This is a genomic window from Cohnella sp. 56 (assembly GCF_037963805.1).
Classification (GTDB): Bacteria; Bacillota; Bacilli; order Paenibacillales; family Paenibacillaceae; genus Cohnella.
The window spans coordinates 1-18,376 of sequence record NZ_JAZDQE010000004.1; the positions used below are offsets into that span (position 1 = coordinate 1).

The following is an 18,376-nucleotide window of genomic DNA, read 5'->3' on the forward strand; positions in this document are numbered from 1 at the left end:
CCATTTGTTGCGGCGTGAGATGTCGGCGGGCCAGGTTATGGAGTACCTTTTCTTGATTTTCCGTCACCGTCACTTCTGCTTTCTTCGGTCCGGTGGTCATACAAGAAACCTCCCTGGAAAAGAGCTGTTTCTCTTCATTACCCTTTTCCACAAGAAGCTTTTGTAATGGATTGGCTATTTCAAGAGTAGTGCACTAGCGGCCTGTCAAAATGGCTTGCCGGAAAGGGGGAACCGGATGCGCGATATTCAGCGGCATATGCAGCGGTTTTTGGAGCGGATGGTCGAGGAGGGCAGGGAACGCGGCGTTCAACTGGCGGCCTATTATGAGGGCGAATTGATCGTAGATGCATGGGCGGGCATCGCAGATTCGAGATCGGGCAGGCCGGTGGACGATCGGACGCTGTTTCCCGTATTTTCGGTGACCAAAGGCATTGCGGCGACGATGCTTCACGTGCTGGCCGAACGGTACTCCCTCGACTACGACACGCGGATCGTCGAGCTGTGGCCGGCGTATGGCGCTCATGGGAAAGAGGCGACCACGATCCGCCACGCGCTGGCTCATACATCAGGGATTCCGCATATGCCGGAAGGCATCGGCAGAGCCGAAGTCGCGGATTGGAACCGGATGCGGGACCAGATCGCGGCTCTCAAGCCCCAATGGCCGCCCGGCGAACATATGGCGTACCACGCCGTCACGTTCAGCTGGATCGTCGGAGAGATTATTCAGCGACTGGACGGGCGTTCCTTTCAGCAAGTTCTGCAAGAAGAGATTACGGGTCCGCTCGGCATTCCCGACCTGTACGTCGGTATCTCCGAAGCGGAAGAGCCGCGTGTCGCTTGGCTGGAGGAGCCCGAATTCAATCCGGAGATGTTCCCCGCGACGGGACTTCAGGCGATACCGGCTTGGATCTGTCCGCTCGCGGATTGGATGAACGGGTCTGAGGCGAGATTCGCCTGCGTTCCGGCGAGCAACGGCATCATGACGGCCAAGGCGGCTGCGAAGCATTACGCCTGCCTGCTTCCCGGAGGCGCAGAGGGAGTGGCGCTCTTGTCGCAGTCCCGGATGCAGATAGCAACGGCCCGGCAAATGACCCCGGGTCAGGGAGATCAGTACAGAGGTTTGGGCTACCAACTTGGTCCGACGAATCCCATGATGGGATCGCGAACGTCCATTTTCGGACATGCCGGTTATGGCGGATCGATTGCGTTCGGAGATCCGGACCGGCGGCTTGCCGTCAGCTATGCCAAAAATTTATTCTCCAGTCGTGGAGCGGGACTCGACGTCGTTCAGGAGCTAAAAAAACAATTGAACCTTGAGGACTAAAAAACAGTGGAGGTGCACGTGAATGAACACCATTTCCCGCAAAGAGGTACAAACGGAAAAGCTGCGGATTTCTTATCTTGAGGCCGGAAACCCTGAGCATGAACCGGTATTGCTTCTGCACGGCAACGTCTCATCCAGTCTGTTCTGGACAGACACGATTGAATTCCTGTCCGATCGCTACCGGGTGCTGGCTCCCGACATGCGCGGCTATGGGGAGACGCAGGCGGAACCGATCGATGCGACGCGTGGATTGCGGGATTGGTCGGAGGACCTGGCCGCCTTCCTGCAGACTTTGCGAATCGACAGCGCTGTCCACCTCGTCGGTTGGTCCTTGGGCGCAGGCGTTTTGATGCAGCTTCTCATCGATCGGCCGGGAACGGCGGCTTCGCTCACGCTGCTGAATCCGATGTCCCCGTTCGGATTTGGCGGTACGAAGGATGTGGAAGGCACTCCTTGTCATGCCGACTTCGCAGGCTCGGGAGGGGGCACGGCAAATCCGGTTTTCGTGGAACGGCTGAAAAACGGAGATCGGACGGATGAGGACCCGAACAGTCCCCGCAACGTTCTGAACCAGTTTTATATCAAACCGCCGTTTCGGGCCGAGAAAGAAGAACAATACGTCACCTCAATGCTGGCGACCCACGTCGGACCCGGGCTGTATCCGGGGACGTTCGTTGCCTCGGCGAATTGGCCGGGGGTTGCGCCCGGAGCGGAAGGCATCAACAATGCGATCGCTCCCAAATACGTCAATCTCTCTTCCTTCTCCTCCATCGCGGAGAAACCGCCTGTTCTGTGGATCCGGGGAGCGGATGACACCATCGTCTCCGATACTTCCTTCCTGGAGTTCGGGTACCTTGGCCAGTTGGGCTACGTACCGGATTGGCCGGGTCCGGACGTATATCCGCCGCAGCCGATGGTTTCGCAGATGAGATTCGTTTTGGACCAATATGAGGCGGGCGGCGGGAGTTATGAAGAAGTCGTCATCGAGGCGGCGGGTCATTCCCTCCATATCGAGAAGCCTGAGGACTTTAGAAGGGTTTGGAGCAGGTTCGTGTCCGAAGTTAAGTAAACGAAGAGGGCGGTTCCTGATCGATAATGGCGTATTTTTTGAGCTGTAGGAAAGGTAACTTTCCTGCGGCTTTTTCATGTCGTTTTTGTTCAGATAAACTTGTATAACGATGTATTGGTACAATATAATAAATTAAGGAAAATTTTCACTGTGGAGGTAGTTTGATGAGTAGAGAATTAATGAAAGGGAGCATCGATATCTTACTTCTTTCTGAAATTAAATCTGGTGACAAGTACGGATATGAAATTGTCCAATCTTTAAAGAAAAAAAGCAGTGATACATACCAAATGAGCGAAGGTACATTATATCCGGTCCTTAAACGCTTGGAGCGCAAGGGGCTTCTCACCTCTTACTGGGGACATGAGCCGTCTATGTCGGGAAGAAGGAAGTACTATCAAATTACGGAGTCAGGCATGAAGAAACTCGATCAGCACCTTGCAGAATGGAACAAAATAAACAAATTGATGCAATTATGTATGGGGGGGGCAGTATGAATCGAATCGCTACTTATCTGAAACAAGTTATCGATGCGTTAGATACCGATATTGCAACGAAGTCTGAAGTGTACGATGAACTTTATGATCATTTGCAAATGTCTAAGCAATCGTATGTGGAAAACGGATTTTCTGAGGAAGAAGCGGAGAGTAGGGCAATCTACGATTTTGGGCAAAGTAGGGCGATAGGATCAAAATTACAGATGAGCATGTTCCCGGCAAAATTTATTGTTAAAATTGTCGGTTGGTGCACATTCGTTTTATACACGTTATTTTTGATCCTTAATACTTTGATATGGACATCGCAAAGAACCGATTGGTACCAACGCTTGTTCGAGCCGGGAAATATCGCGCATCCTTATAATTTTACGCCGTTTAAGACAATAGGCCACTTTTTGATCCAGCACGAATCGTATAACTTTCGGGTTTTTACTTCCAATACTGTTTGTCCGGTGTCGTCGGGCAAGTATCACCATTGGAGTTTCAGTTATTGTGTCTGCAATGATTGAAGTCATTCAGTATTTAGCGCATTCCGGGATTGCGGATGTCGATGATGTCTTGCTTCGGGCCTTTGGAGGCCTAGTTGGCCTAACCGTTTATTTTTGTGTATTACGGATTTTGACTGAGCTAAAGAAATATCAGAAAAGGAAGCTATCGAAATTGCTGAATTAAGAAAGCAAAGCAATGATGTTCACCGCAGTGCATGTTACAAAGCTGACGAAGAACCGATAGATCCCCGACGAACGGATATAGCGACGCCTGGCGTCATCCAGCAGAGCAACATAATCCGCAACGATGCCGCAACGACCACGACTCGCCCGATCGGCTCGAGCTGCCAAACGATCGGCGGCCAAAGCAGCTCGCAAATACTGCGTAGTCGCAGTCACGTAGCGTAGCAGCCAGAGATATAAGCCAGAGATCGTAATACGCGTAATAACGGAATAATCCCAAAAACAACACCGGCCGGAACGCGGAATCCGTTAATGCGGATTCCGCCACTATTCAAATCTATACATAAACACAAAACCCGTATTTTATACATATGTATGTCGGATAGCTTCTGCGGCACCGGATTTGTTTTATTCCGAGTATTCGGTGCCTTTTGTTTATAGGTGCTACGTGAATTCGCGTGAAATTCTGCGCAGCGAATTATCAGGACTCTACACTGCGTCCGTCAGCCTTGTCAAGCGTCTCAGGCGGCGCGGCGAACACAGTCAGTTAGCTTAATCAAAAATCCCCATTCCACATTCTTATTACTTCTTTTAATTCTAAATTTTCAAAACTTAATTTATAAATATCTGGTTTCTTTAATTGAATTAAAAAATCCAAACCATAACTTGAATCAAAATAATTCATCATCAATGTCATTACAAGTCCATGTGTTCCAATCGCTATTTTTTTCCCAGAGTGTTCTTTTAATATGTTTTTTATCACTGATATCGATCTATTCTGGCATTCAGAATTAGACTCCCCGCCCGGTAAAGAATAATCAAAATCATAAAATTTATCACTAATGACGGACATTAAATTCTCAATAATTTCTCTAGAAAAATGCCTTTCCCTGAGATCTTCAAATGTTTCGATTTCTAATCCCAAGTTTTGTGCCAATCCCTCAATACTCAGAATTGCTCGGTTATACGGACTAGATATAATGACATCAATTCCTTCTTCTTTAAGAATTTCTGTAACTTTTTCAACATCACCCTTGCCCTTGGTGGTCAGTCCCCTTGTTCTTTCTGTTCCTTCATTGTAGGGTGATTCAGCATGCCTAACCATATAGATGATGGTGTTCATATAATCCTCCTTGATTTCACATCACGTGATAATCGAAGTTCGTGAATATTCCGTCTCAAAAAGTATTCGCGAAGTCATTTAAACTATCCTGCCCTTTAGTTTAATGGAAAACAGCAGACGAGCTTTTGGCCGGCTGCCGTCGTGTTGAGCTATAGTTCTCCATCACCGCTATGCCCAAGATGGCTGGACATAAAGCGAAACCATGCGCGCTCATTTTCAATATTATGGTCAAACACGACAACTCGAATAGCAAAAGGGGGCATTAAGTCTCCATTCAACTATCGTGCCCCGTTAATAAAATTGTCTTAGTTCTCGGTTTTCTCTTATCTATCTGTCATTATTAAATCCAGGTCTGGTGGGATATGTCCCTTCATCCGTCCCATCGTGGCAATTTGCCCCTTGTGGTGAAACTCATGCGTCACAGTATGTGTGAAAAGCCAAAGCGGTGTAGCTACAAACTTTTGTCCACTAAACTGACCTTCAATTCGCGTCTCAAAATTTTGTGAATAGTGTTCCAGAAATTCGAGAGCCAATTTATTCACTCCTGCAAATAAGCCGCGCATCGCGGCTACATCCATGACCGGTTCCAACCTCCATTCGAAAGTACGTCCCAAGCCGAACTCTCCGAGCCAAAAAGCGTAGCACTCCGCAACATGCAAATGCAATTCACGAATCGACCCACGACCGAATTGCCCCGCTTCCGTTATGTACTCATCCGCTGTCATTTTCTCACAATAATTAAACAGTATCTCACGTGTACGTTGAACATAATCGTACTGCTTCAAGAATAACTCCATCCCTCAACTTCCTTTCATGCACCAAGCGGCCTCATTGCCGCTAGAATTCCCACCTGCGGATTGCGATGATAAAGAAAATCAGTGCCCCGATAGAAGCAATCGTCCGCACATGATTCCACGGCATCCAACAGTCCAAATAGTCCTTCCACGTTTGTGCCATCTCCGCGCTCCCGGAGGTTACGGAGGCTAAAGTATCGTTGAGCGGTACATTAAATAAAGTTGTCACCAGAAACACGCCGACAAAGATGAGCAGGCTCCCGGCAATCACGTATAACGCGCCGATTTTTCCGAATTTGATAAATGAAAGGATTCCCAAAACGACGCTTAGTACAGTTGTGCCCATGAAGACCACCGTAAAGGACGATTGCAAAATCGTGGTATTAATGTTCTGCATGGCAGTAGCGCCTTGTTCCGCAGGAAGCTTGGCAAGCGATTGCATGACGAAGACTGAGAAAGCGAAAAACACACCAGCAAGCAAGCCGGCCCCCAACGAGCATGTAAAAGTTAAATAAAATAGAAGCTTCGCCATCACTATTTCCTCCTCTACCGTTCCGTCTTGCCTCCAGATTCTTCATGCGTTCCTTACTGCACTGCTTCAGTGTTCGCTATAGTTTTCTAAAGATAACAGTTGTTTCATCACGCATGACAATGTCTCGGTTGAATTCCCGGCCTGACCGGAGCGCCATGCGACAAAACCGTCTGGGCGGATGAGCATGGCTCCTCCTGCTGGGATCCGATAGATTTTGTGCCACCGGTTTTCAGGATCTTGTAAGCTTCCTGTTTGTCCAACGGTGTATATATCGATTGTTAGGTTGTTAAAATCGGCAGCCACATATTGTGCTGCATGGATCCATGTGCTGTATTCATCAGCCAAAAGGACAAAGTTTTTGTTGAAAAGATCAATCGTGGAAATGGGGTGTCCATTTCGTTCTAACCAGATATGGGGTGCACGTGTACCAGGTTTTCCATCAAGCTGTTCAACATAAGGTAATAAGCTTCTCTCTGCATCAGAGTCTTCAGCGATAACTGCTGATGAACGATATTGGTACCGCATAATAACATGATTATTACTAGCAACGGGAGCTATGCTCTCTTTTTTACTACTAACCATATTCAGCTGTCCTGTATTCGCGATCAGACCAGCTTGCTCGGTAGTAAAGTGGGAAACTGCTTTTCGTTCGATCTCATAAGTGCTTAAGAGCTCAGGTGCGGCCATGCCTTTTAGAACAGCAGCTAATTTCCAAGCTAAATTATGTCCATCTGCAATCCCTGAATTTCCACCAAATCCTCCAGTAGGTGGCATGAGATGCGCCGCATCCCCGACTAAAAAGATACGACCGACTTGAAACCGATCCGCTACCTTTACCGCAGCTTCCCAAGGAAGGACACTGATCATCTTCACATCGAGCTCCGGATTCCCCACTGCCTTACGGACCAGTTGGATACAGCGCTCATCAGGGAAGTCACTCAAGCTTTCTCCCCGGGCCGGATCGAAATTCACATGAAAGGTCCAAAGATCGTCATTATTAATCGATACCAACGTTCCGGTAGCCTCTGGGTGATTAATATTACAAATGCTAAACTCGCGACCTTCGACGTATGGTTTCAAATTGGCCCGGAAATACAAGTTCATATTATAGCTAAGCGTTCCGCGTCCGCTCATTTGAATCCCTAGTGCTTGGCGGATCCGGCTATTTGCACCATCGGCTGCAATCAAATATTCCGCATAGATCGTTTCGCGAACACCTGTATCACGATTCTGGATGATTGCTGTAACCCCTTGATCGTCCTGAGTAAACGAGACCAATTCCATACTGAATTGGACGTCCGCTTTATAAGCTTGAATCGCCTGCAATAAAATTGGTTCCATTAAATCTTGGGTCGTAAAACTACCACGCGTCGGGCTGAGTTGTTCAGTTTCAGAGACAAGCTGGTGTATCAAGTCTTTAATGGTTGAGAAATCTGCTTCGATTAATGTATTTGCTTGGAGCAGTCCGCCGCCACCTTTGCTTAAGGCTTCACCTGCTATACGAATCTGCTCTTCAATCTGAAAAGGGCGAAACAACTCCATCGACCGTGTATTGATCCCACGTGCTTTGGGATGAATAGATGTTCCATGATGCCGTTCAATCACGTAATAAGCAATGTTGTGATGACTCAAAAACAAGGCTGTTGATAAACCGACCAATCCTCCGCCAACGATCAATACAGGATATTTTTGTTTTCTCATACTGTTTTCCTCCTATGTTATTGGTAGATGGACTAAATTTATTCAGGCTTTAATGGGCAAGAATTTAACATTAACGCAAACCTTTGACATAATGACGATCGCAGGAAAAGTGTATATTAGCAAATAACTAAATGAACGTTCGTTGAGTTAAATTGATAAAAAAGAACGGGCCCTATACGGACCACATCTCGACATAGAAGTCGACCATTCGCTCCAGCTCTGCAGAATTTCGCTCTTTGCCAAATAAAATATATTGGAAGGCACCAATCGCTGCATGAGAGATTAGCTGAGACGAAGCCATCTCAAAATCCATCTGACGGATCTCGCCAAGTTCCGCACGCTTCTTTAAAAAACGGATTAATGCATCTGATGGCTGTTCAGCCATACGATTTAACCATTCCAATTGCTCTTTCTCCATCAAGTTATGTTCACGGATCAAAATCTGAAAGTATTCCTTGTCGTTCATAAACCGCTCGTTGAAGCCGTGGATCGCATTCAGCAACACATCCCGCATTGGCACATCACTACGAAATGTACTGTCAAACGACGTAAGAATGTTGGCCATCCGCTTTTCTTGTGTATTTTGCAATACAGCCTTTAAAATTTCCTGCTTGCCGCCGGGAAAATAATGATACGTCAGCGCCTCGGCCATGCCGATCTCTTTATTTAATTCGCGCATGGAAGTTGCATGAAACCCCTTCTCCGCGAAAAGCCGCTTCGCGATATCGAGGATCTGCTGTCTCCTCTCTTCCGCCAAGAGATCGCGGCTCGTCTTTCTTCCAGGAATAGGAAACCATCCTCCTTTTTCACTAAACGTTCGTTGAGTAAATAATAAGTTATAATTTTTTCCATGTCAAGTGAATTAATCGATCATACACCTTGTAACCTCGATATGCTCCAAAGATTCTTCGCTAGAATTTTGAATCGTGTCGTCGTTGAAAATGTGATTTCAGAAGCTTTGCAAGGAGGATTAGCATATGTCCCTCATTTAACGGGGAGATATCCAGTATGCATGTGATCCAATCATTTTCATATATAATATTGGATTCAATCTCTTTGCTACCCCGGTATCTTTATAAAACTACGGCTCCCTTTTGCTTTATATGAAATAGCACATGCTTGCTTAATGGACTATTTTTCTCAACCTTCGGGTGATGGAACATTTTAATAAAGCTCATGCCGATTTTAGTCATAACATTTTTTGAAGGAGTATTAATATCCGCTGTAAAACTGTAAATATCATGGAACCCCAAAGTGTTAAATCCATATTGTAAACAGGCTGTTGCACCTTCGGTTGCGTACCCTTTTCCCCATGCCTCTTTTTTCAGCCGCCATCCTATCTCAATACATGGTGTGAAATCGGTATCGAATGTCGCTCTATGAAAGCCTATAAACCCTATAAATTCTTTACTTTCCTTTACTTCAACAGCATAAAACCCAAAACCACATTCCTTTATTTCTGCTACAATTGAATGATAAAAACCGTTTGTTTCTTCTGCAGACAAAGTTTTTGGGAAATACTTCATAACTTGTTCATCTGCGTTAAGCCGATAAAACGGGGCCAAATCAGTTTCTTCCCAGTCACGCAGACGTAATCTTGATGTTTCTAAATAAATCATTCAGAACCCTCCAAAAAAGTTAGTTCTTGAACCATTTAATCGTGTAACCTTTTGAGTAATCGTATCCTTCGGGATTGCGTTCAATTACGTGGCAGCCTCAGACATAAGCCCATCCCAATATCATACGTTGACACTCTATATTAAAATGCCTGAAATTAATAAAATATTCAACATAATAAGACAACATACTTTACGTGGAATAATGAAAAAATCCGCATGAGTCGGGATCACCGAACGCTTGCGGATTTTTTCATGCGCTTGATTGTCTGACTGTTCTGCACTATTCCAGCGACTGAATGTAAAAGCTGCATGAATTCAACATTCACTAACCCCGTCAGCGCAATGCCGGAAAAACCGCGGGAATGAATGCAAGTTCTTGTCTTGCGCTTGGGACAAGAACTTGCTTGCATAACATAAAAAAGCCACGCTCGGCGTGACTACTTTATGGATGTATGTTCTTGTCCTCCGACAGATAGCGGCGCTTCAATGATTTTCGAACGCTACTGCCAGTTAACTTAACAGCGTTGTCAGCTTAGATTTTTTCGATTGGGATGTATAAATATAATTCTCCACTGCGATCTTTTGGATTATAGAACTCTTGAATTGCTCCAACAATTTGATAATTGTTTTTAGGCAAGTAGTCCGAGAGCATAAAGTTTAAAGTGTCTTGGTACGACTCCTGATTACACTTCGACACAACATATTTAAATGCAGGAAGAGTCCACTTCGTCCAGCCATGTGGAGGAAGTGCATCATCAGTGACTTCGCATCCTGCTAAATATTTGCCTTCATTCTTCCATCTTTCAAAATTCCCTTCAATGTCGCTCATTGCTCCCCAAACCCCAACAATGTTTCCTTGGGCATCTAACTTTGCAAGACTGCTAATTTCCGCAAAATTACTATTCGCTTCTTGCCATAACGGAGGTATCCAACTTGAACTCTGAGAAGATCCCTCACCCATTTTACCAATGACTGAGAACTGTTGTTTTTCTACGATTTCAATCACGTTTCTACCTCCCCATTCATGAATTTAGAATATTCTACCATGAACTCAATGCCAACTGTGCGACTGCTCGTTGCTTTAATGATTACAAGGAGCAGCACCACAGCGACCGACCTGCTTCCTGTCTTTCAATCAACAATAAATCATGCTAAACCACAAGCGATTAATTCATTGATATATTCAATCAAAGTTGAATCAGCTCTCCAGGAAATTGCCTTTCATGTGCCGCTTTGTTAACTTCGGAGACCGCAACCAGATCAACGACGTCCCGGCCCGCAATATTGTCGGGGGCCGGCAGGGTTGGGCATCGGCATCATCAAGACGGCCACCTCGCGGAGGGCGTCTCCCGGACAAGCTGTGCTGTATGAGCTCGAAGTTGTCAATACGGGCGCCATCGAGCTGACGGGCATTGTCGTCTCCGATCCGCTGCTGGGCGTGAAAAAACCACGCTGGCCAGCCTGCAACCGGACCAGCGCGTGACAATGCCGGTAAGCTACACCGTTCCGCCCGACACCGTTGCCGGTCATGTAATTACGAACACCGCTACGGCCGCCTCCGATCAGACGGGAACGGTGGATTCGACCGCCGAGGTAAGTGTGCTGCCGGTTTACCGCGTGTCGATGGGCAAGACCGTCGATCGCAAGACGGCCGTGCCGGGACAGACGATCGTCTATACGCTGATCATCGTCAACGGCTCGAATACGCCGGGATCAACGTTGCGGTCGCCGATCCGGTGACCGGCATGGCACAGACAATAGCCTGCGCATTAACTTCGTCGCCTCTCCGAATGCCGATCCCGCAGTGGGCATTCCGCTCAGCGAGCTGCGCTCGAGCGCCGTGCTTTCCGCCTATTCCGATATGACTACGTTCGAGGTGATGGAAGAAGAAGCGGAGGAATAAGACTTCCCTCTAGCGATGAAGCTGCCGGCGAAGTCAGTTCTCCATGAACTTCCAGATATGCAGGCTATGGCCCAGGCTCTCTTCATTTTTCTGCGCGGCTACCGAGAGCCGGACCGTATGCGGGCCGGGGCTTAGCGTCTCGCCGAGCAGCCAGATTTTCGGACGGTAGAACTTCGGGCAGTAGCTGTCGAACAGATCGAATGTAACCGCCGGCCCCTCGTCCACGGAAATGTCGACGGCGCCGGTGTCCGGGCCGGCCAGCAGGACGAAGCCGACCTTCGTTCCGTCGAGCGTCAGCGTGAGGCTGTCGCCCGGCGTCTCGCCCAGCAGGATGTCGGCCGGCGGTGTCCAATTGCACGTCCGCTCTGGAGCGGGCGCAAAGCCGCTTATCCGCGTCCATCCCGACCCCGACGCGATATCCGCCGCCACCGCATCGAGGCCGATCAGCCTCGCATGCTCGTAGCAGAGCGGATCGAGCGGGGGCGGCAGCGCCGGCCCGACCTCGGCAGCACCGGCGCAGGAATCGGCGGAATCGGCCTCCGCCGCCGCTGCCAGAAACGTCTGCATCAGCTCGGCGTACAGCGCATAACCGAAGTCTCGCGGATGCACATTGTCCGCGCTGAACGCGTCCCAATCGAAGTCGCCCGCCCCGATTCTCCGCGCGACCTCGGCGGACAAATCCACGGACGGAAGGCCGTAATGGCCCGCGACCTCCTCATGGCTGGCGATATTGGCGTCGATCTCTCCCGGCGACAGCAATCGCTCCACGCCGGACTGATGCGCCGTATAGACAAAGACAATATCGACGTCCGGATTCGCCGCCCTCGCTTGGCGTACGATTCCCTCCATCGCCCGGACGGATTCCGCGCGATTCCTGGCGTCGTTGACGGCGAACTCCACCAGCAGCAGGTCGACGGCTCCGCGCTCCAGCACGTCTTGCCGGAATCGGAACGCCCCGTATGTCGAATCGGTCCCGCCGACCGCAGCGTTCGTGAACCGGAACGATACATGCGGATAGGTCCGGTTGAAATACTGGCAGGTCATCGCGCGCCAACTGGTTCGTTCCGGGGCGGAGGCGCCCGCCCCAGCCGTCACCGAGCCCCCGAGGAACGCGATGCCGCAAGGGCGCCCGGTCCCGGCGGCGAGCGAGCCGTCATCCGGGCGCAGCTTGTCCCCGAAGCGCCTCAACCCATCGCGCAGCTTGTAATCCGAAAAGGTATGTCCATGGTGGCCTATCTTCACCTTGCATCCCCCCGTTCCCCATTGAAATCCCCAGCCCCGTCTTGCGCGGCGCCGAGCAAGATGTCCCAGAACCGCCGGGCGACAGGATTGTCGACGGTGCGGCCGGCCAGCTTGACCTGGCAGATGACAACGCTTCCGTCGCCCACCGCTTTTTCTGCTGCTGCCAAGGCTTTGCCCCACTCGCCGCCCACGTCCGTGTTGCCGCTCGTCAGCACGTCGCGGAAGCCGCGCGCCTGGAATGTAGCCTCGAGCAGCGGCGCGATATGGTCGGCCTGCGGATCGTACCACAGCCGGAAGTCGTCCGCCCGGAACGATCGGACAAGCGGATGCTCGGGGTCGCGCGCCGCAAAGTGCAGCGGGGACATGCCGCAGCTTTTGACGGAAACCGTCTCCCCGGCAATCGCGTAGTCGCCCTCCGGCAGCTCCAGGAAGATCGCCCGCGCCCCGCGCTTCACGGCATCCGTCAGCGCCGGCTCGCAGCTCGCATAGCTGTCATAGTCGTCGATCAGGATGACGTCGCCTGCTCCGGCCTCCTCAACAGCGATGCGGCTCCCTGCCGCCTCCGCCGCCAGCCGCTCGGCGATGCCGCGGCTCCCGAGCACGCCAATCCCGCCGACCCGGACCGGTTCCGCCGCCGCCGGAAACACCTCGATCCGCAGGCTCGTATCGTGCAACACCTGCTTGTCCTTGTCCAGCAGGCCGAGACGGACGACCAATTCGCCCCTTGTCCCGGTCTGCGGAGCCTTGAAGCGAAGCTTGCCCTGGAAGCGGCTGCCGCAAGCGGGAATCGAGGCCGGCTCTTCGCCGAAAGACACGATCTCGTCCTGCCATTCGACGCGGTATTGCAACACGGCGGCTCCGGGAATATCCGTCCGGTCGTTGCACAGCCACGCCTCGATCTCGACCTCCTGCTCCGCAAACCGCGTGAGTCGATCCGTCCGAAGATTGACCAGCAGCGGCGTCAACGCTTCCCTGTATGCGAAATAGGCCGGCTTCGGATTGCGCTCCACGTCCATAATCGTCTTCATCCAGCCCGACGGGAACGCGTCGATAAACAGATGGATGGCGAACGTGACCATGCGATCGTCCCGCCGGAACGCTTCCGTCATCGTCCGCGTCGCCCACGCCTGATGCCGGTGGCTGGCCGTCACCCAATCCTGCAGCGTGCGCGGCGTCTCGTAAAAGAAATAATGGAACATGCCCGACTGAGCGCCGACGATCCGGCTCGGCGACCAGTCCCGCTCCTCCGCGTCGTCCTGCGGCAGCCATTCCTGCGGGTAATGCTTCCTCATAACAGCGACAGGGTCCAGACCCTCGGCGCCGAACTCCCCGCAACCGTAATACCAGTCCGGCTTGACCGGCAGCCAGTATCCTTTGTGCAGCTTGCCGATGTCCAGGCCGTGCCCGTTGTACCAGGCCGGATAACAGTGGTTGTCCGGCAGTCCCGTCGACGGCGGATCGTAATCCCCGTCCACCTGCTTGATGACGCGATCCGGATTGCTGAGGCGAACGGCCGTGTCCGCCATGCGGAAGAAGCCCTCCAGCTCATCGCGAACGAGGTTGCGGTGCGGCTTGTTGCCGGCGTTGGGAAAAGGCTCGTTGATATAAGAAACGAGAATGTTGCTCGGATGCGAACGGACGAGCCGCTCCATCTCCTCGGCCTGCCTGACGGCCTCGCACAGCTGGTTTCGCCGCAACACGCCGAACAGCGGCAGGTCCGTCTGCACCATCAGCCCGATCCGGTCGCACAGCTCGTACACCTCCGACTGGACGGGCCGCTGTGTGAGCCGCAGAAAGTTCATATTGGCGATCTTCGCGAGCAGCAGATCGTCCCGCAGTTGCGCCCAATCCGCCTTCATGACGCATTGCTGCTCATGGCCCATCGTGTTCGCGCCGCGCAGCCGGATCATTTTGCCGTTCAGAAGAAAGCTCCCTTTTCGCTCGCCCTCCTCGTCCATGCGGAACGACCTCATTCCGAACTGCCGCTTGGCATAATCGAGCGGTGTCCCCTGCGCGTCGGCGAGCTTGACCTGGAGCTGATACAGCCATGGCTCGCCCGGCTCCCATATTCTCGCGTCTGGGATCGAGAAGGTGAACTTGAACAGGTTCACGCCCTTCTCCGCGAACAGCGGCTGAGGCCGGTCGAGCTTCCCTTCCCGGCGCAGATTGGCTTCTGTCAGCGAGTCGCCCAGTCCGACCGCCAGGTAGCCGGACGGCGAGCAGCGCAGCCCCTCGAACAAGGTCGCCGCAAAGTTCTGTCCGTACAGCGACAGCTCCAGCAGCGCCTCCGCAGGCACAACATCGCCGTGATAGACTTCGATCCAGGCTTCGGCGCGCCCTTCGTCGGGCAAAGGCCTGACGAACACGTCCCGCAAAAACATCCGCGCCCGCGTCTCGATCGTGACGCCCTGGTAGATGCCCATGCCCGGCGGACAATGATGCCAGCCCATGCGGGGATCGTCATAGCCCGGACCGGTCGCCGCGTAAATTTTGTCCCCCGTATAGCGAATGCCAGGGTGGGCTTCCGCTTCGTTGCCCAAGCCGATATAGTCGTTGTCCACGCGCACGAGCAGCGTGTTCTCCCCGGCGAGCGCATAAGCCGTCACGTCGAATTCGAACGGCGCGAAGAAGCCCTCGTGGGAGCCGGCGAAGCTGCCGTTCACGAAGACATGCGCCTTGTAATCGACGCCCCGGAAGCAGACAAAGCACGACCCCAGCCGCAGTTGCTCCTCGCTCAACGAGAACATAGTGCGATAATACGTCGTCGCTTGTCCCAACGGTCCGCCGTAATGGGGAATGCGAACCCTCTCCCATTGCCCTTCCCCGAGCAGGACGCCCTGGAACGAGCGGCGATCGTCCGCCGTCTGAACTCTCCAATCGAAGTCCCGCAGCGGCAGCGAGCCGCGAACGGCCGGCAGCGCGGGCGCCAGATCGGCCATGAACGGCGCGTAATACTGGCGCTGCCGCTCCAGCTCCTCCGCCAGCTGTTCGGCGGTATCCATCTTCTCCTGCGGCTGGAACTTCCCCTCTCCCCGATAAGGCGCGAGCGGCAGCCGCTTGTCGCCCAGCTCGGGCGGCAACGGGGCGACCAGTCCGGCACGCCCGGTATGAATTCCCCTGGCCGCGATGGCCGCGAATACATCTTTCTCCGATTGCATAGCTTCTTACTCCCTTTCACAAGCAAGGCGCGTCTTGCCGCTATGGCAGGACGCGCCTTGCGTCAATTAAATTCGTACCGCCGCGTCCAGACTCGTTCCTCTCCGGACCGGAGCGCAAGGGCGATAAATACCTCCGGGCTGACCACATGCCGATCGCCCCACAGCGCGATCGCGGACGGCGCAAAATCGACCGTCTCGCTCACGCGGACACCGCTCGGCTTGTGCAGCAGCTCCCAGCGATAGCCCGCCTCCGCCCCCGCCGCGATGTCCATGCGGGCATAAAAGGGCGCCGTCGGCGCCTCGACCCAGCCGATGCCGTCCGCTCGCGCCTCGATGCACCCCGGCATGGACGCAGCGGCGCGGAAAGGCCGCGATAGCCGCAGCGCGTAGTCCGGCCCGATCGGCTCGCCGTCGACGGCCAAAAAGTTGTGCTCGTATTCTTCCGTCACGATCGGTTTGTCCCCGACATTGCGCATCCGGTAGCCAATCGTCAGAACGTTAGCGGAGAGCGACACCGCTTTCTCGTATCGGACTGCGTAGCCCAGGCAATCGACCGGCTCCGCCACAAAAACGGCGCAGTCGGCGCCGGCCTTCACCTCTACGGGATAAGGCTCGGTCGCATACGGCCGCATAAAGGAATAAGGCTGTTCGTCGGGCCGGGTCAGCAGGCCGACCCCGAGCTTCGGGAACGGCTCGCCCGGCGCGGCCTCGTCGAAGCCGATCGGCGTGAACAGGCCGAACTCCCCGCAAATTCCGAAGCCGCCGCTCCCTTGGCCCGGAGCAAGCGATTCCGCGGCGCAAAAGCGATGCTTTCCGTCCAATGTCGCCTCCACGACATGTCCGGTCCAGTCAAACCGGGACCCGCGATACGCGCCGCCCGGCGCGGACAGCTCGACCTCCAGCCGCTCGGAATTCAAACGAAAGGTTGTCCGTTCCGTGCGTCCCATACGTTCCACATGTTCCACATGCTCCATGCGCTCCATACGTTCCAAAAGCTCCTCCCCCGCCGCCTACAAATTACAAATATTGGCGCAGGACGGCATAATAGTCGTCGCCGGCCGGCTCAACCGGCGAGAAATAATCGTGCTTGTCCGCGAGGATATTCCCGACCTCGACGGCAAAGCCGTTCCGTCTGGCGAGGTCGAAGAAGCGCTCGCGATTTTCGTCGTACAGGAAGAAATCAAAAGCGACGGGGCAGCCCGGCACTGAGTGCTTCAGCATGAGCGCCCGGTTGTAATGCTCCATCACGTTCGTGCTCGTAACGTCGTACGTTCGGTTCACGTCGATGAACGCGGCCAGGTACGGATGGCCGGCGCAGCCGATATGGCAGGCGTCCGGCTTGATCCGCTTCATCACCTGATAAAAATAACGGGTGACCTGGTAGATGTAGTTCTCCTCGCCGCGCCACGCCGGGTCGTAGACGGGCATATCCGCATGCACCTTGTCCGCCAGGAAATCCGTCTTCACGCCGTCCAGATCGAAGCAGCCCTCATCCGAGGAAAACAGGCGGTGGAAAAGCGGCTCCAGATACTCCTGCTGCGTCCGCGGATGCGAGTAATCCCGCATGCGGCAGCCATGCTTGTTCAGCCTGCCTCCGGCCAGCAGATGCGCTTCGTCGACTTCCGCGTCGTCCAAAATTTCCGCCCAGTTCCACCAGACGATCGCCTTCATGCCCCGGCGATGAATCTCGTCGACCAGCGCCCGCAGATCGGGGAACCTGTCCGGATGCGGGTCCCATTGCCCGCGCGTCGTCTGCCAGCCGTCATCCAGCAAAATCGTCGTAAACGGCAGCTTCTCCCGCTCGATCACGTCCAGCGCCTTGCGCACGAAAGCTTCATCCAGCAAATTCGCCGCCGCCGGCACCTTTCCCTGCTCGTTCAGCGCATCGGGAATTACAGCTTTGGACAAATATACCTGGTCGATCCATGTGCAATACAAATTCCCCGTGTGCCAGGCATGCCTCGTCTTCACCGCCGGGTCCGGAATATACCCGTTCCCGATCAGCAGGGACGTATACCGGTCGAGCATCCGATAGACCGTCGATTGCTGCTCCAGCGCGATGGCGAATACCGGGGATGCGAAGGCTTCTCCAGCCGAGAGCCGCTGCCCCCGGCCCGGAGCCCCGTAGTCCACATACCATTGCTTGACCGCATACTCCGCAACCTCGATATGCATGCCGAACGCCTGGGGCAGGCTTAACGCCCCGAACAGCAGATGCGTCTCGTTTTTCCGCAAAATGAACAAGGAAGGATGCGGCGCGAATTGCCAGTCCTCCGAGTAGGTGTCGGTGCTGAAGCCTTTGCCGCCGAAGTTCAGCTCGGGCCAGGTGTGCGCCGTATGATGGCGATTGCGGAAATTGACCAGGTCGTAAAAGTTGACCCGCGTCCCCCTCGGACACAGCTCCAGCCGGTTCAATTCGCAGGACGCAGCCGCCGTAAAGGAGGACGAGACGAGCAGACAGTCCCCCTGTACGCGGATGTTCACCCGGAACTCGTCGACCTGCTGCGACCGGCAGCGCAAGATCAGTCCGTCCGCGGCGGCCTCGATGCCCGTCAGCTCCAGAGAGGCAGTCGTCCCGTCGAGCACGGGGGCCAGCAGCCGGGCCGCAGGCAGCTCCAGCAGCAGATGGCCGGTGCGCCGGTTGTGCAGCACGATCCGGTCTTCGCCGCCGCGAACGGCCAATGCGATGCTTGGCGTGTTCAATTCATATTTCATGGCAATAGCGTCCCCTTTTGCGTTGATCGCG

The 18,376-nt window shown here is 53.3% G+C and carries 19 protein-coding genes; 7 read left to right on the top strand and 12 right to left on the bottom strand.

Going from position 1 to position 18,376, the window contains the following annotated elements; genetic code table 11:
* The first annotated feature begins 235 nt into the window (after positions 1-235).
* From VQ071_RS08350 to VQ071_RS29285, 5 genes are all read left to right on the top strand, one after another.
* Positions 236-1,324, top strand: a complete 1,089-nt coding sequence (locus VQ071_RS08350; RefSeq protein WP_340513476.1) for a serine hydrolase domain-containing protein — start codon at positions 236-238, stop codon at positions 1,322-1,324.
* A 22-nt stretch (positions 1,325-1,346) separates the two neighbouring features.
* Positions 1,347-2,393, top strand: a complete 1,047-nt coding sequence (locus VQ071_RS08355) for an alpha/beta hydrolase (RefSeq protein WP_340513477.1) — start codon at positions 1,347-1,349, stop codon at positions 2,391-2,393.
* 164 nt (positions 2,394-2,557) lie between these two features.
* A complete protein-coding gene (locus VQ071_RS08360; RefSeq protein WP_340513478.1) occupies positions 2,558-2,887 on the top strand; it encodes a PadR family transcriptional regulator in 330 nt (109 codons plus the stop codon).
* Positions 2,884-3,396 (top strand): permease prefix domain 1-containing protein, encoded by a 513-nt coding sequence (locus VQ071_RS08365; protein ID WP_340513479.1) that lies wholly within the window; start codon positions 2,884-2,886, stop codon positions 3,394-3,396. The genes VQ071_RS08360 and VQ071_RS08365 overlap by 4 nt, the downstream gene beginning before the upstream one ends.
* Positions 3,362-3,559 carry a VanZ family protein gene (locus VQ071_RS29285; protein WP_445293279.1) on the top strand — a complete coding sequence of 66 codons (198 nt, stop codon included), beginning with the start codon at positions 3,362-3,364 and terminating at the stop codon, positions 3,557-3,559. The genes VQ071_RS08365 and VQ071_RS29285 overlap by 35 nt, the downstream gene beginning before the upstream one ends.
* Positions 3,560-4,114: 555 nt before the next feature.
* Here VQ071_RS29285 and VQ071_RS08370 read toward each other — a convergent pair.
* The 8 genes from VQ071_RS08370 to VQ071_RS08405 all read right to left on the bottom strand — a co-directional run bounded on the left by VQ071_RS08370 (position 4,115) and on the right by VQ071_RS08405 (position 10,333).
* Positions 4,115-4,681: a histidine phosphatase family protein gene (locus tag VQ071_RS08370; RefSeq protein ID WP_340513481.1), complete on the bottom strand. Its 567-nt coding sequence runs from the start codon at positions 4,679-4,681 to the stop codon at positions 4,115-4,117.
* A 323-nt stretch (positions 4,682-5,004) separates the two neighbouring features.
* Positions 5,005-5,466 (bottom strand): DinB family protein, encoded by a 462-nt coding sequence (locus VQ071_RS08375; protein WP_340513482.1) that lies wholly within the window; start codon positions 5,464-5,466, stop codon positions 5,005-5,007.
* Positions 5,467-5,518: 52 nt separating this feature from the next.
* A complete protein-coding gene (locus VQ071_RS08380) occupies positions 5,519-6,007 on the bottom strand; it encodes an anthrone oxygenase family protein (RefSeq protein ID WP_340513483.1) in 489 nt (162 codons plus the stop codon).
* A gap of 66 nt (positions 6,008-6,073) precedes the next feature.
* Positions 6,074-7,708, bottom strand: coding sequence for an FAD-dependent monooxygenase (locus VQ071_RS08385; RefSeq protein ID WP_340513484.1), 1,635 nt, complete (start codon positions 7,706-7,708; stop codon positions 6,074-6,076).
* A gap of 172 nt (positions 7,709-7,880) precedes the next feature.
* Positions 7,881-8,465 (bottom strand): TetR/AcrR family transcriptional regulator, encoded by a 585-nt coding sequence (locus tag VQ071_RS08390; protein ID WP_340513485.1) that lies wholly within the window; start codon positions 8,463-8,465, stop codon positions 7,881-7,883.
* A gap of 154 nt (positions 8,466-8,619) precedes the next feature.
* On the bottom strand, positions 8,620-8,760 hold the full coding sequence (locus tag VQ071_RS08395) for a hypothetical protein (RefSeq protein ID WP_340513966.1): 141 nt from the start codon (positions 8,758-8,760) through the stop codon (positions 8,620-8,622).
* Between the two features lie 21 nt (positions 8,761-8,781).
* A complete protein-coding gene (locus VQ071_RS08400) occupies positions 8,782-9,327 on the bottom strand; it encodes a GNAT family N-acetyltransferase (RefSeq protein WP_340513487.1) in 546 nt (181 codons plus the stop codon).
* Positions 9,328-9,859: 532 nt separating this feature from the next.
* Complete coding sequence (locus VQ071_RS08405) at positions 9,860-10,333, bottom strand: GyrI-like domain-containing protein (RefSeq protein WP_340513488.1); 474 nt, start codon at positions 10,331-10,333, stop codon at positions 9,860-9,862.
* Positions 10,334-10,630: 297 nt separating this feature from the next.
* Here VQ071_RS08405 and VQ071_RS08410 point away from each other — a divergent pair, with 297 nt between their 5' ends.
* Both VQ071_RS08410 and VQ071_RS08415 read left to right on the top strand, forming a co-directional pair.
* Entirely contained in the window at positions 10,631-10,810 is a 180-nt protein-coding gene (locus VQ071_RS08410; protein ID WP_340513489.1) for a DUF7507 domain-containing protein, read from the top strand.
* 2 nt (positions 10,811-10,812) lie between these two features.
* Positions 10,813-11,067, top strand: coding sequence for a hypothetical protein (locus tag VQ071_RS08415; protein WP_340513490.1), 255 nt, complete (start codon positions 10,813-10,815; stop codon positions 11,065-11,067).
* A gap of 196 nt (positions 11,068-11,263) precedes the next feature.
* Here VQ071_RS08415 and VQ071_RS08420 read toward each other — a convergent pair whose 3' ends face one another.
* The 4 genes from VQ071_RS08420 to VQ071_RS08435 all read right to left on the bottom strand — a co-directional run bounded on the left by VQ071_RS08420 (position 11,264) and on the right by VQ071_RS08435 (position 18,345).
* Positions 11,264-12,472 carry a GDSL-type esterase/lipase family protein gene (locus VQ071_RS08420; protein WP_340513491.1) on the bottom strand — a complete coding sequence of 403 codons (1,209 nt, stop codon included), beginning with the start codon at positions 12,470-12,472 and terminating at the stop codon, positions 11,264-11,266.
* Complete coding sequence (locus tag VQ071_RS08425; RefSeq protein ID WP_340513492.1) at positions 12,469-15,630, bottom strand: glycoside hydrolase family 2 protein; 3,162 nt, start codon at positions 15,628-15,630, stop codon at positions 12,469-12,471. The genes VQ071_RS08420 and VQ071_RS08425 overlap by 4 nt, the downstream gene beginning before the upstream one ends.
* A gap of 62 nt (positions 15,631-15,692) precedes the next feature.
* Complete coding sequence (locus VQ071_RS08430; RefSeq protein WP_340513493.1) at positions 15,693-16,613, bottom strand: hypothetical protein; 921 nt, start codon at positions 16,611-16,613, stop codon at positions 15,693-15,695.
* 34 nt (positions 16,614-16,647) lie between these two features.
* Positions 16,648-18,345: a TIM-barrel domain-containing protein gene (locus tag VQ071_RS08435; protein ID WP_340513494.1), complete on the bottom strand. Its 1,698-nt coding sequence runs from the start codon at positions 18,343-18,345 to the stop codon at positions 16,648-16,650.
* Positions 18,346-18,376 lie beyond the last annotated feature (31 nt).

Coding starts and splice junctions, on each gene's coding strand:
- VQ071_RS08350 (WP_340513476.1), top strand. CDS start 236: ATGCGCGATATTCAGCGGCATATGCAGCGGTTTTTGGAGCGGATGGTC.
- VQ071_RS08355 (WP_340513477.1), top strand. CDS start 1,347: ATGAACACCATTTCCCGCAAAGAGGTACAAACGGAAAAGCTGCGGATT.
- VQ071_RS08360 (WP_340513478.1), top strand. CDS start 2,558: ATGAGTAGAGAATTAATGAAAGGGAGCATCGATATCTTACTTCTTTCT.
- VQ071_RS08365 (WP_340513479.1), top strand. CDS start 2,884: ATGAATCGAATCGCTACTTATCTGAAACAAGTTATCGATGCGTTAGAT.
- VQ071_RS08370 (WP_340513481.1), bottom strand. CDS start 4,681: ATGAACACCATCATCTATATGGTTAGGCATGCTGAATCACCCTACAAT.
- VQ071_RS08380 (WP_340513483.1), bottom strand. CDS start 6,007: ATGGCGAAGCTTCTATTTTATTTAACTTTTACATGCTCGTTGGGGGCC.
- VQ071_RS08385 (WP_340513484.1), bottom strand. CDS start 7,708: ATGAGAAAACAAAAATATCCTGTATTGATCGTTGGCGGAGGATTGGTC.
- VQ071_RS08400 (WP_340513487.1), bottom strand. CDS start 9,327: ATGATTTATTTAGAAACATCAAGATTACGTCTGCGTGACTGGGAAGAA.
- VQ071_RS08415 (WP_340513490.1), top strand. CDS start 10,813: ATGCCGGTAAGCTACACCGTTCCGCCCGACACCGTTGCCGGTCATGTA.
- VQ071_RS08425 (WP_340513492.1), bottom strand. CDS start 15,630: ATGCAATCGGAGAAAGATGTATTCGCGGCCATCGCGGCCAGGGGAATT.
- VQ071_RS08430 (WP_340513493.1), bottom strand. CDS start 16,613: ATGGAGCGCATGGAGCATGTGGAACATGTGGAACGTATGGGACGCACG.
- VQ071_RS08435 (WP_340513494.1), bottom strand. CDS start 18,345: ATGAAATATGAATTGAACACGCCAAGCATCGCATTGGCCGTTCGCGGC.